Consider the following 13718-nt stretch of genomic DNA (forward strand, 5'->3'; position numbering starts at 1 on the left):
ATGGAAGAGAGAGGTATTCTATCGGCAGCCGATTTGCGGAAGCCGCTCAATAAAGCCGTATACGGTCTGATGGTGCTGTGTATTGCGGTCATGGCGTTCACGATGCTGTATCCGATCGCCATGACGATGTTCAATGGGCTAAAGACGAATCAGGAGATCAATACGTTTCCTCCGCGCTTCTTCCCGACGGAATGGCATTGGGAGAATTTCACGAAGGGCTGGAACTACATCAAGCTCCCGGTGTTTTTGAAAAATACGCTGCTGATCTTTGGCGGCAACCTGATGATGACGGTTCTGGTGCTGGGGCTCGCTGCCTTTAGCATTTCGCGGATTCGCGTGCCGTACAGCCGGGCGATATATTTTTTCATCCTGATGACGCTGTTCATTCCGGCGGCCAGCTACATGATTCCGAATTTCGTTAACCTCAAGGAGCTTGGGCTGCTGAATACATATTGGGCATTCTGGCTTCCGGCAGGGGCGAGCGCGTACTATTTTCTGCTCATAAAAAATTTCTTCGACGGCATTCACCCGGAAATCTTTGAAGCGGCGCGGATCGACGGCGCCTCGGAGCTGACCAGCTTTGCGCGAATAGCACTGCCGCTGTCCGTACCCATCTTCGCTACGTTAGCGATCTTTATTTTCTCTACCGCCTGGAACGACTGGTTCTGGCCCTCGCTGGTCATGCATACAGAGGACAAATACACATTAGCCACCGCGATCTACAAATACGTCATCAACGCGAGATCGCTGGATAGCAGCGTTAAATTCAATATATTGTTTATGGTCATGGTTCCGCCCATATTCGTCTTCCTAGTCTTTCAGAAATTTATTATGCGCAGTGTCAGCCTGTCAGCAGTTAAGGGATAGCGTGCGCGAATCCGTAGCCTTGCACATGATCGCCATATGAATGCACATCGTGCATGGAACGGCCGTCGTTCTATGATAAAGATGCAACCAACAACAAATAGGAAAAGGGGAGTATCGATGCGCAAGTTCTCAGCAGTACTGATATGCCTTCTGCTGTTTGGTTCGCTGTTAGCGGCATGCAGCGGCGGCGGCAATACGAAGGTCAAGGAAGAGGGGGGGGCGGCCAGCAATGGGGGCGGCGGCAATAATTCCGGGCAGGCCGAAGCGCCGGCCGACGACATCGCCTCACGGAAAATCACGATTAAAGTCCATTATCCGCTGCCGGACGAAACGACGCTCAGACAGCAGGAGGACGATAAAATCGCCCGGTTCCAGGCAAAATATCCGAACGTGACAATTATTAAAGACGACTGGGCCTATGACGTGAATGAAATCGGCGTGAAAATGGCTGCCAACGAGGCTCCGACCTTCTACAATACCTGGGCCACCGAAGCGAACTTCCTCGTTGAACGCGGCTGGGTCGCTGATATTACGGATCTGTGGAACAGCTGGGAATACAAGGATCAGATGAATGAGGTATTGCAGAGCCAGTTTAATGTCGATGGCAAAATTTACGGCGTGACACAGAACGGTTATATTACGTCAACAGTTGTAAATAAAAAGCTGGTGGCAGACAAAGGCATCACGCTTCCTGCGTTGGACTGGACCTGGGACGATATGTATGACGTGGCCAAGGCGGCTGCTGATCCGAAGAAAGGCATTTCCGGCATCGCGCCGATGGGTAAAGGAAATGAGGCCGGCTGGAACTGGACGAATTTCCTGTTTGAAGCAGGTGGAGATATCGAGACAGTGGAGGACGGCAAGGTCAAGGCAGTTTTTAATTCCGAGGCCGGTGTAAAGGCGCTGGACTTCTACAAGAAGCTGAGATGGGAAGCGAATGCCATTCCGCAGGATTGGGCGCTGGGCTGGGGTGATGCGATCAGTTCCTTCCAGCAGGGCCGTACAGCAATGGTCATTGCCGGGGCGTTCGACGTGCTGCAGGCGGCATTGAACGAGGGCGGCATGAAGCCGGAGGACGTCGTGGCATATCCGATGCCTGCCGCAGAGAAGGGCGGTAAGCATTACGGGATTCTTGGCGGTAATTATCTCGTGATCAACCCGAATGCAACAAAGGATGAACAGGAGATGGCTTTCCGTTACATCACGTTCGACTACTTTACCGATGAAGCGCTGAAGTCCGTGGAAGATACGATACAGGCCCGCAAAGCGGAGGGCAAATATTTCGTTCCGACACCGCTGGAGTATTTCAGCGATGATTCCGAGTATGCGTCTAAAGTAAAGGCGATTTACGAAAAATACGACAATGTATACAAATATGATCCAGAGCTGTTCAAGCTGCTGGAAGGCAAGCCCGAAGCGCAGTTTGGCACACAGGATTACTATGCCACGATGTCCAATGTCGTGCAGGAATCGTTCTCGAAGAAAGGAACAGATTCCCAGAAACAGCTCGATGTCGCTGCGAAGTTTGTGCAAGAGAACTATTTCGATAAAATCGAGCAAAAATAGCAGATCGCAGATGGATGTTAGGGGCTCCGCATTGCGGAGCCTTTTTGACGTGCCGCCACTGCGACAGGCTGCCGCCTGAATATTTAAGCTCCCTTGTCAGCACAATAAGTCATGACTTTATGCGAATGCAAATATATGGATAAGGGAGTCACGGTGCGTTGGGTGAAACAAGCAAAGATACGAAGGACAAGCTGTTGTCGTGGTGGCAGCTTTCCTTGATGGGGGTTGCTTGCACGATTGGGACGGGTTACTTTCTCGGGACGGGCGTTGGCATCCAAATCGGCGGTCCGGCTATCATTCCGGCGTTTATTTTGGCTGCGGCCGGAACGTTCGTCGTGTTTGACGTGCTCGCCAAGATGTCCTCGAAAGACCCTCAGGAAGGCTCGTTTTGCGTATATGCACGCAATGCCTTTGGACGCTGGGCTGGCTTCAGCAGCGGTTGGGTGTATTTCTCTTCGGAGATTCTCATTATGGGGAGCCAAATGGCGGCTTTGTCCCTGTTCACCCGGCTATGGTTCCCGGGAATGCCGATGTGGATATTCGCTTCGGTTTATGCGGTGCTTGGCTTAATTATTATCATTCTGGGGACAAAAGGTTTTGAGCGGGCGGAGCATTTGTTTGCGGTGATCAAGCTTGCGGCGATCGTTGCATTCCTGGGGTTGGCCGGTGCCGCGCTTCTGGGCTGGCTCGGCGGTGGCAAGCATGCGCCAAGCTGGCCGGTACCTCTCTTTCCGACGGGAGCCATCGGCGGGTGGTCCAGCCTGATTTATGCCTTTTACGCTTTCGGCGGCATCGAGGTTATGGGGATGATAGCGATTCGTCTAAAGAATCCAGAGGATGCTCCAAAGGCAGGTCGGTGGATGATCGGAACTCTGGTCATCCTGTATATAGCTTCCCTGGTAGCGGCTTTAAGTCTGGCACCCTGGAAGACGATGGGGGCGAAGGAAAGCCCGTTTGTGGTAGCCCTGAAAGGGTACGGCTTAAGCTTTGTCCCTCACTTTTTTAACGGGATCTTCATTATTGCCGGATTCTCCACGATGGTTGCATCGCTGTTCGCCGTCATAACAATTCTTGTAACGTTGGCCAAAAACAAGGACGCTCCTCCACTGTTCGCCAAGGTAAGCCGCGGGCGGAAGAAAACGCCTTATTACGCGATCGGGATTACAGCCCTGGGACTGGGCGGATCTATTCTGCTAGCCCTGCTCCTGCCGGAGAAGATGTATGAATACGTAACGACTGCAGCCGGGCTTATGCTGGTGTACAACTGGATTTTCATTCTCTTCACGTCAGGCAAGCTGTTGAGATTAAGCGGATGGGGACAGGCCAAGCGTTGGGGCAGTATGGTCATTATTCTGCTGGCGGTAAGCGGCACGATGTTCCATGACAAGAGCCGGCCGGGACTGTGGATTAGCCTGGGATTTGTCGCGCTGATTGGCGGGATAACGCTGCTGATGAGGCGGATCTGGGGCAGGAGCTCAGACGAGATTAGGAGCAAAGGCAAGTTGGGTAGGGCCAGGCCCGAGGGCGAGTTGACCTAGTTCGGCACAGCAAGCTGGCTGTGGGATACAAAAAAGGAGGCAGCGTCGATCGCTGCCTCCTTTTTTGGGTATGCGTCCGTTCAGATGCAGCTGGTCTGGCAGGATGATCAGTGAACCCGATTTACCGATCATCTTGCCGTTCCCGTGCATCAGATCCCATCGCGAGAGGATCAGGACTATGTTTTGTCGAGAATTAGGGTATTGCTTTGTTTCAGGTATCTGTTAAACAGATTAACATAGACTATGACATACTTCACCTATAAGAAAGTATAGGGCAAAAGAATTGTAAAAATTGTCTATAAATAGGACATTCGACTGGCGATCGATACTGCTTCCGTACTGGATTGAACGCCGAATTTCTCGAAGATGATTTTTTTGTGGTGGTTCACAGTACATTCTTTAATGTTTAACTTAATGGCAATGGACTTTACCGTCTGTCCTTGGGCAATGAGTCTGAGCACATGAAGCTGGCGCTCGGTGAGCTGTACTAGGCGTTCTTCCGCCGGCGGAGATTCGGGCAGGTTCTGCATACTGCTCAGCATGTTGCCAGGGATCAGCTTGGCGATAGCGATCAATTCGCCTTTCATATTCGCGTTAATGGTCGAGACGTCTAAATATCCTATCGTTTTTGACCCCAGATTCAACGGCGTGGAGAAACAGTGCCAGTTCTGGAAAAAGGGACTTTCATGCTCTTCAGGAGGCAAATAGATCGGGCCCTGCTTGGCCATGGCTTCCGAAATGGCGTTTACCCCACAGCTCTTCTCCGTAAAATACATGCCTACCCGAATTTCGGATTGGCGTACGACTTCTTTCAGGCTTTCACAATAGTCCATAGCGATCAGCACACCTTCTGCGTCGGTTAATAGAAACAGATAGGCGCCTGACATATGCTCTTTTATGTGGGCGATGCAATCCTGAAATATAGTAATCAGTGATTTGTTGCTCTGCAGAATTTGTTCAAAATGCGATTTCGATGTAAAGACGGCGGCTGATTTTGAGGACGGCTGCTGAGATGCAACTTTTTTACCGGACATGATGTGTGACCCCCCTTACTGCCTTTCATGCAAAAAAATATAGTCCTATACCTATTTATCGGGTAAACAAGCGTAAAATTTGAATAATCATTGTAAATTTTGATAGAAAGCTTCAAAATGAAAGATAAATTAGGGATGAAGCAATGAAATAGGCAGAGGGAGACGAAAGAAATGAAGCTGGTTTCATGGAATGTCAATGGGCTTAGAGCATGTGTCAACAAAGGGTTTTATGAGTATTTCCGGGCAGCGGATGCCGATATATTTTGCGTGCAAGAAACGAAGCTACAGGCAGGGCAAATCGATCTCGAACTGGGCGAGGAATACGAGCAGTACTGGAATTACGCAGAGAAGAAGGGCTATTCGGGCACGGCCGTATTTACTAGAATCAAACCGTTGTCCGTGCGGTACGGGATCGAGGAGGATTCGGAGCCGGAAGGGCGGATCATTACGCTGGAGTTCGAGTCCTTTTATTTGGTAAACGTGTACACACCGAACGCGAAGCGGGACTTAACCAGGCTGCCGTACAGGCTGGAGTGGGAGGAACGATTTCGTAGCTATTTGGTGGAGTTGGATCGCCATAAGCCGGTTATCGCAACCGGGGATATGAACGTGGCGCACAGCGAGATCGACATCAAGAACGCCAAGTCGAATGTTGGCAATTCCGGCTTCACACACGAGGAGCGGGAGAAAATGACGCAGCTGCTGGATGCCGGGTTTATCGATACGTTCCGTTATTTTTATCCGGACCGGACGGATGTCTACAGCTGGTGGTCTTACATGCCGAAGGTCAGGGAGCGCAACATCGGCTGGAGAATCGACTACTTCCTGGCTTCGGCCAAGCTGGGCGAAAGCCTGGTGGATGCGCAGATCGATTGCCATGTGATGGGCAGCGACCATTGCCCCGTGGTTCTGGAGTTGGCGGATATTTAAAAACTAAAATTTATTTCTTATCATGCCGATATAGCTAAAAGACAATTTCCACGTATTTGAGTTGGAATTGGATTAAGGAGAGAGGAAAGTGGCGTTTTGAAGATTTTATTGATTGTAGTAGGCGTTATTGTAGCAATTGTAGTACTGCTTATCGTGGGTTTGATTGTATCAAGCAAGCGACTAGATAAGCAAAATAAGAAACAGCGGCTTGAAATGGAGCAGTCACACCGTTTGCCTAACGAGAAGCAGCATTTGTTGGCCTACGGGGCTAATCTTGCTCTATACCGTTCTGAGTCGCCAAGAATTCTGCCGGTGAAGACCGAGCTGGACACTTTGAGGCAGGGGCTTGCGTCTGCCTGGGACATTAGTAATTCAGAGGAAGCTGTTGAAACCCTCGAGTGGCTTCTGACAGAAGGACATCGTGCCGATTACGATGAACTGCTGGCGGCGCTTCATGCCGGGCAGAGCTTTACCGCAGAGGAAGTGGGCAAATCACAGGAGTGCTACGAATCTGCCAAAAAAGAGTTGATTAAGAAGCTTTCTTTTGCGGAATCCGATTTTACCCGGGTGGAGACGATTGCTGCCTGGGATTATGACCGGGCTGTAAACATCGCAAGGTGGAGCTTCATCGTCGGATACATAACGGAAGAACAGGCCTGGGAGTATATCGGGAGAGCGGCTGATGCTGCAAGCCTTATCTTTGATTCCTGGAAAGACTATTTCATTTCTTTCGCATTGGGTCGGGCTATTGCTTACGAAGGTGATATTTACGATATTCTCTGGAATGGCAAAGAACTGCTGGGGGAACAAGGTTCGATTTGGCATGAGTTCAGCATGAAGCGGACCTCATAAGGGATGGAACCATACATACATATTGATACATTTATAGTGAATAGATTATTTTGACGGTACAATGATGCAAAAATAGCGCATGCGTTCAGCATGCGCTATTTTAATATCTGCACCAATCACTTTATACTATAAGCCTAATTTATGCCCCTTCTCCAAACGTTGGATTTGCACCTCGCTGTTTTCGGCCAATTCTCTGAACTGATTAATGGTTTCCCGCATTTTAGGGAGCGCATCCTGCTTGTAAGTGCTAATGGAGTCCAGAGCCGACAGCACGTCGGTAAACGCTTGTTTCAGCGTGTCCACCGAAATGCTCGTTTCAAGAGATTGTTTATGAATGGCCGCACCTTGATCTTTTAACATTCTGGAGGTACTGCTTATTAAATTGTTCGTGGTTTGATTTAGCAGTTCGATCTTTTGCAGGACAATTTTTTGATTGTAAAGGGCGCTTGCTACGGTAACCGAAATTTTCAGGGCTGAAACCGTAACGTTTCTGGCTCTGTCCACTCCTCTAATCAGCTCTTTATTATTTCGCATGACGACTTCAATGGCCATGATTCCCTGTTGATTGACGACCAGCATTTGCTGCAGATCCATTACGCGCTGACGTAAAGGGAATAACACTTCTTCGGTAATGAATCTTATTTTTTCTTCGGATTCCTGGCGAAGCTTTGCTGCACCAAGCTGGGATTCGATTTCTTCGTCCATCAGCATGCCTAATTGGATTTCCTTTTGCAGCTTTTTCGTGAGATCTCGGAGCGCTTGCTGTTCAAACTCTAGCGTTGTATTATCATTTTTTAGCACGGACTTGCCTTTATCGAGCGAGCTTATAATGCCGGAAATGACGGCGTCGGCTTTTTCGAATTTGGCAAAGTAATACCGCAGCGGATTAAAGAATTTGCCCAGAATACCGCTCTTGGCGAAATCTACGACGCTTGGATCCAAATCTTTCAACTGGATATGCAGTTCTGTTAAGCCTCTGGCTACCTCACCGCCGTCATCGCCTGTTTTTGATAAATTTCCGACAGATACATGCAGCAAGTTGTTTTTTTCCGAGGACACCCTCATGGTGCTCATGCCGAAGCTGTCAATCGACTGTAATATGGCTTTCCGTTTCTCCAACGACTCGATATCTAAATCCAAAATCGCCGTGACATTGTTCAAGGCCAGCTCTTTGAGCTGCGAGACTTCCTCGTTATCAGGCTTTACCTGCTCTTCAATAGCAGACTTTATCTCTTCCGGGTTGATTACTTCCATTGAAAATGACATGCCATTCCTCCTCTTGAATATGAATTTACATTTGCACGTTCAGCAAGTTGCTGATTTTATATACTACATCGTCGGTGTCTGCATTGATGCTAGCTGCTTCATTAATGCTGGAAATGCTTTCGAGCGCCTTAATGTTTGCATTGTAGCCAATTGTGTAAATCGGGATTTTGTAGGTTTCGATCAGGCCTCTGATATCTTTAAGGGAGTGGCCTTCATTGGTTTCCCCGTCGCTTAATACAAAAATCAGCGGTTTAACGTCGGGATTAGCAGCCAACTCGTCTTGAAGCAATTTCATCGCGACCACAATGCCGTCGAATGTTGCCGTTCCTCCGCTAGCCTGAAGACTGTTTATTGCACCGACAAACATAGATTGGTGGTTTGTATCGTATTTTCCGATCGGCAGATTGATGGTTACGTTATCGGAATAAGAAACGAAGCCGATGCTGTTGTTCCGGCCCAGATATTTTTGACCGGTTAATAGCGATTCCTTCAAACGATTTAAAGGCTCGCCAGCCATACTGCCGGATACATCAGCTACGAACACGGCGGCAATCGGTTTGTTGCCGTCCTTTTTCTCCTTCCATAGCTTTTGCGCAGCCGCTAAAGTATTTCCATCGACCACATCCAGCTCTGCACGATAATCATCAAGGCCATTGAAGCCTTTTTTCTTGGCTAAGCTCTGATACTTATCCTGCTGAGTAAACTCTGCAAACTTCTTGATGATCTCCAATTTCTCCTGAGGCAAATCGCCTAGGGCATAGAGCGGGCTGTCATGCCGGACGCCAAAAGGCGTAAAGACATAGCCGCCCTTCAGATCTTGGGAATTCGCGTAAATTTGATATTCCAGTACGAAAGCATCCAGCATGCCTGTACTTGCAGCCTCACGCATTTGCAGTGTGGTAGAGGCGGTAAAAGGGACATTAGCCTGGAATTTCTCAAACCCTTGAACTGCTTTTTCACCAAGTAAATTGGAGCTGTCGAAAGTCTTGAGCGCCGTTACTAGAAAGTTGATGCCCGTGGAACTGGCGAAAGGATCCGTGTACCCCATGGACAGCTCGTTATCTACAATAGCCTCCGTGATCGTCTTGACGTTTAAAGCCCCGTATTTGTCTACCAGTTCGTCATACTTAGCCTTGCTGGATACAATGCCTGCCACGTTTCCTGTAAGACGATTGGAGATAAGCTGAGTTTTGATGCCTTGCGCTGCAACCATTTCTCCCCAAAGCTCATTTGAAGGCGTAAAAGCGTCCGGTATATACTTGCCTGATCTTATGTAATCTGCAGCTGTACCTGAGGCGATGTTGCGGATTTTTACGGAAACCGTTTTTCCGTTTACGGTGACATTAGAGCTATTGAAATCCTCAGCGACTTCATTTAGCCATCCATCGACACCCGTGCCGGATTTCTCCGTGGAGGAGAAAATCTCTACAAAGCTGTCTGTGGTGTTGTCTACGGATACCGTAAATTTAGAGATGTCGGGAAGGGAGTCGCCAACGGATACGGGATCAAGATCGATTTGCCCCTTAATGGCCTCCGCGCTAGTAACCCTAATATCTTTGTAAAGCTTCTCCAGGCGTTTATTTGCATCCTCCGAGGATATTTGCGTCTGGGATTTGCCCAAATTAGACGTTAAGTTAATGCCGAAATAAATAAGAGCGAAAACAACTACGGCAATGATCGCTAAAGTTAAAAATGCCTTGCCTTTGCTAGCCATTCACATCTTCCTTTCCTACTTATAGTATTTGGTCTGATTGATTAGAGCATCTATTTCCTTCATGCAGGGCATCTCTTCGATTTCACGATAATCCGTGCTTCCTAGCAGGGATATTTCTAATAGCAGCTTATCAAGCTTGAGCAGGATTTCTTCATTCGCTTCAAGGTACCCTGCCACATAAGCTAAATATTCGTGGTATAGCTTTGTTTTTTCCTGGACTAATTTCTCTGAAAAATGCATAGCGGTTTGTTGACCGGTAAAAATAGAGAACTCCGACGCATTGAATACGCTTAGCTTATTCAGAATGCCTTTGATATTGAGGTAGAACAACTGCTCAACCTCATAAATCACCGAATTGAACCTCTTATAGCTTAGTTCAGCCGGATCAAATCTTTGACTAAGAACATCGGCAAAGGTTTCCTTTTTTTTCTCCATGCGTTCCAGTTGATCTAGAGCGAGGAGAATATCCTTTTTAAGCGCTTTTTCATTTTTGTAATGGCTAAGAGCGATTATGTAGTCTTCATGTGTTTGTATGTCTCGTACAGGCGTTACAACAGGAACTTTAATAATCCAGATATAACTCCCGTAAAGCACGACAAGGATGCTAATGACTAACAGTGTAATGCCTGTTGCTGTCTGGACAGCGCTTGCCCCCCTGATCTGCACCCCTAATAAACCCGGGGACAACACTACAATATTCAGGAATACGATTCCGATAATAAGCCCCGCCAGCTTAAACATGTTCGAACTATTCAAAATACACACCTCCTCTGCTGATGCTAGGGGGATACGATGGATCATAGTGATAATTTTATCAGAGATTAACTGCAGTTGCTCCAATTATTTCCTAATCATTAAGATACCTTAATGATCCTGTTTCTGTTATTACGTTAATGCATTGGCAATTGTTTCAAAATGTATTTATCTAATCAAAAGGGCTGCCCAGCCCCGCCATTTGGCAGGCTGATGGCAGCCCCTTAAACTTATATATTTTGTTACGATGTAGCGGATCGATCACTCTTATTGCGTCCTCGGCCGCTCCATGGCGTTCCCAGAAGCGGGAGAGCCCAGCGGTCTAACCCGTACCATCCGGCTACCTTCCAGGCCAGCACAATCCACGTAGCGAGTATAAACAACAGCGGATTCGTACTCAAGGTGCCTGCAAAGAGGAAACTTGCATTCATGAAAGCGCCGAAGAAGGCGGCGATTCCCGTCAATAAGCCAAGGATGAGGCCAAGCCCTACGAGCAGCTCGCCGAAAGCAACGAAGTAAGAGAACAGTGTGGCATTCGGCAGCACCATATTTTCCAGAAATGACGCATACCATCCCGTTACGTCTTTGCCTTCGGCAGCTTTGCCAAGCGCTCCTTTTATGAATCCCGTCAGTCCTGCGCCTGCATTGCTACCAACCCATTGATCGCTAGTTACCTTACCCCATCCCGCACTTAACCAGGCGTAGCCTAGATATAAGCGAATGATTAACCAGATGGACGCCGATCTTGTGTTGCTAAACAGAAAATTAGATACCGGATTTTCAGGAACAATGATGTTTTTACCTTTAAGTTCCTCTTTGATCGCCATTTCATCATCTCCTCGTGATTTCAATTTTTAATTATTCAAGTTTTATCGTATCTCATTTGCAGTGAACGGAGAAGGATAATGCTGGATATTTTGATTCGCTATAGGAATAACCTTGACGTATTTTTTTTCCTGCTCTACGATGTAGGGAATATATGGAATATATGGAAAGAGGTTAAACTTCATTATTTATTATTTATGACAAAGGAGGAGTCATTCATTATGAAATTCGTTTGGTCTTCTAGTTTGCGTTTTGCTCTAATCGCGTTCCTGTGCATCTCGGTATTGGCCGCTCCGATAAGCTTCCCGGCTTCGGATATGCGTACTGCTCATGCAGCAGGAGAGATGAAACCGTTTCCGCAGCAGGTCAGTTATCCCGGTATCACTAAGCCAAACCATGTCAGCCAAGCTGCCATGAACTCTTCTGTAACAGCCTACTATGACTATTGGAAAGGCAAATATTTAAAAAACAATCTGGCCTCACTCCCTGGCGGCTACTATGTCAAAGGAGAAATTACCGGAAGCCCGGATGGATTTATTCCGCTGGGTTCTTCCGAAGGGCAGGGATTCGGCATGGTCATCACGGTGTTGATGGCTGGGTACGATCCGAATGCACAAACGATTTATGACGGCCTGTTCAAAACGGCTAGAGCTTACCGCAGCTCATCGAACCCGAATCTGATGGGCTGGGTGGTGGCCGATAACGTTAGGGCGCAAGGGCATTTCGGATCTGCTACAGACGGTGACCTGGACATCGCCTACTCACTTCTGCTAGCCGATCGGCAGTGGGGATCAAACGGTGCCGTCAATTACCTGGCGGAAGCCAAAAAAATGATTACAGACGGTATCAAAGCCAGCTATGTCACGTCGAACAACCGATTAAATCTGGGGGATTGGGACTCCAAATCCGCGCTGAACACGCGGCCCTCCGACTGGATGCTCAGCCACTTGAGAGCCTTCTATGATTTCACGGGCGACCAGACGTGGCTGAATGTGATCAATAATTTATACGATGTGTATTCCCAGGTGAGTAACACTTATTCTCCGACTGCGGGACTAATCTCTGATTTCGTCGTTGGCAATCCGGCAGTCCCGGCTCCCGAATGGTATCTTAATGAATTCAAAGAGACGGACGAGTATTATTGGAACGCTGCCCGCGTACCGCTGCGGGTCGTCATGGACTATGCCCTGTATGGCGAAGCAAGAAGTAAAACGATTTCCGATAAAATCGCAGGATGGATCAAAAGCAAAACCGGCGGTAACCCTGCCAACGTAAGGGACGGCTATCAATTGAACGGAAACGCGATCGGAAGCTATGCCACCGCTGTATTCGTAGCGCCCTTCATTGCAGCAGGCACTTCGAACTCCGCCAATCAGGCTTGGGTGAATGCCGGCTGGGATTGGATGAAGAACGCCAAAGAAAGCTATTACAGCGATACGTATAATCTGCTGAACATGTTGTTCATCTCAGGCAACTGGTGGAAGCCTGTACCAGGGACCGCAGCTGTAAACGGGAATTTGGCTGATAATCCCGGATTCGAGACGGGCGACACGACGGGATGGACCTATTGGAGCAATAGCGGAACACCATTTCGGGTCGAATACGGCGACACCCGTTCTGGCAACTACAGGTTGACCCATAACAACAACAACAATGCTGCTTACCAAGTGATAACGTCCCAGGTGAAGACCGTTCCGAATGGAAATTACACGTTATCGGTCTGGGTAAAATCGACGGGCGGCCATAACGCGCTCCGCCTGTTCGCTAAAAATTACGGAAGCACAGTGGAACTGCAGGCTAACGTAGGTTCGACAACGTTATCTTCCTGGACGGAGTATGTTATTCCGAATATCCCGGTGACGAACGGGCAGATCGAAATCGGTGTATACTCTAACGCAAATGCGAACAATTGGGCCGCTTTCGATGATTTCTACCTCACCCGGAACTATGTCAACAACCCCGGTTTTGAAACTGCGGACACTTCGGGCTGGATGGAGTGGCATGACGCCGGGCTCGCACAAAGGGTAGAATACGGCGGACAATATACCGGCAGCTATAAACTGGTGCATCAACATTCGGCTTCCTATAAGCAGCTGACTTCGCAGATACAGACCTTACCTAACGGATCGTACAAGCTGTCCGCTTGGTTTAGTTCCAACGGAGGACAAAAGGAGCTTCGCTTGTTCGCTAAAAACTTCGGCGGTACAACCGAACTGCAGGCGAACTTGGGGTCAGCCTCGGTTGCTTCCTGGACGCGCTATGACATTGACAACATTAACGTGACTAACGGGCAAATCGAATTTGGCGTATGGTCCGATGCCAATGCCAACAACTGGGCAGCTATTGACGACTTCATCCTAATCAAGAAATAAG

At 48.3% G+C, this 13718-nt stretch carries 10 protein-coding genes and 1 pseudogene; 6 read left to right on the forward strand and 5 right to left on the reverse strand.

Annotation, left to right across the window (positions count from 1 at the left end; all coding sequences use genetic code 11):
- The 3 genes from ACYUJT_RS18405 to ACYUJT_RS18415 all read left to right on the forward strand — a co-directional run bounded on the left by ACYUJT_RS18405 (position 1) and on the right by ACYUJT_RS18415 (position 3971).
- Complete coding sequence (locus ACYUJT_RS18405) at positions 1-867, forward strand: carbohydrate ABC transporter permease (RefSeq protein ID WP_460324911.1); 867 nt, start codon at positions 1-3, stop codon at positions 865-867.
- Positions 868-984: 117 nt separating this feature from the next.
- Positions 985-2433, forward strand: a complete 1449-nt coding sequence (locus tag ACYUJT_RS18410) for an ABC transporter substrate-binding protein (protein WP_460324914.1) — start codon at positions 985-987, stop codon at positions 2431-2433.
- A gap of 158 nt (positions 2434-2591) precedes the next feature.
- Positions 2592-3971, forward strand: coding sequence for an amino acid permease (locus tag ACYUJT_RS18415; RefSeq protein WP_460324917.1), 1380 nt, complete (start codon positions 2592-2594; stop codon positions 3969-3971).
- A 296-nt stretch (positions 3972-4267) separates the two neighbouring features.
- On the opposite strand, the gene ACYUJT_RS18420 is transcribed toward ACYUJT_RS18415, so the two are convergent.
- Positions 4268-5005, reverse strand: a complete 738-nt coding sequence (locus ACYUJT_RS18420) for a helix-turn-helix transcriptional regulator (protein ID WP_460324920.1) — start codon at positions 5003-5005, stop codon at positions 4268-4270.
- A 171-nt stretch (positions 5006-5176) separates the two neighbouring features.
- Here ACYUJT_RS18420 and ACYUJT_RS18425 point away from each other — a divergent pair, with 171 nt between their 5' ends.
- The gene (locus tag ACYUJT_RS18425; protein ID WP_460324923.1) at positions 5177-5935 is read left to right on the forward strand and encodes an exodeoxyribonuclease III; all 759 of its coding nucleotides are present in this window, start codon (positions 5177-5179) and stop codon (positions 5933-5935) included.
- A 96-nt stretch (positions 5936-6031) separates the two neighbouring features.
- Positions 6032-6787 carry a DUF1266 domain-containing protein gene (locus ACYUJT_RS18430; RefSeq protein WP_460324926.1) on the forward strand — a complete coding sequence of 252 codons (756 nt, stop codon included), beginning with the start codon at positions 6032-6034 and terminating at the stop codon, positions 6785-6787.
- A 126-nt stretch (positions 6788-6913) separates the two neighbouring features.
- Here ACYUJT_RS18430 and ACYUJT_RS18435 read toward each other — a convergent pair whose 3' ends face one another.
- From ACYUJT_RS18435 to ACYUJT_RS18450, 4 genes are all read right to left on the reverse strand, one after another.
- Positions 6914-8053 carry a toxic anion resistance protein gene (locus tag ACYUJT_RS18435; protein ID WP_460324929.1) on the reverse strand — a complete coding sequence of 380 codons (1140 nt, stop codon included), beginning with the start codon at positions 8051-8053 and terminating at the stop codon, positions 6914-6916.
- A gap of 25 nt (positions 8054-8078) precedes the next feature.
- Positions 8079-9767, reverse strand: coding sequence for a vWA domain-containing protein (locus tag ACYUJT_RS18440; protein ID WP_460324933.1), 1689 nt, complete (start codon positions 9765-9767; stop codon positions 8079-8081).
- A gap of 15 nt (positions 9768-9782) precedes the next feature.
- On the reverse strand, positions 9783-10607 hold the full coding sequence (locus tag ACYUJT_RS18445) for a hypothetical protein (RefSeq protein ID WP_460324936.1): 825 nt from the start codon (positions 10605-10607) through the stop codon (positions 9783-9785).
- A 155-nt stretch (positions 10608-10762) separates the two neighbouring features.
- The gene (locus ACYUJT_RS18450; RefSeq protein WP_460324939.1) at positions 10763-11347 is read right to left on the reverse strand and encodes a DoxX family membrane protein; all 585 of its coding nucleotides are present in this window, start codon (positions 11345-11347) and stop codon (positions 10763-10765) included.
- 330 nt (positions 11348-11677) lie between these two features.
- Here ACYUJT_RS18450 and ACYUJT_RS18455 point away from each other — a divergent pair.
- Positions 11678-13717 (forward strand): annotated as a pseudogene (locus ACYUJT_RS18455) (glycosyl hydrolase family 8); the annotation flags it as partial.
- Position 13718 lies beyond the last annotated feature (1 nt).

Source organism: Paenibacillus sp. YSY-4.3, from assembly GCF_054767475.1.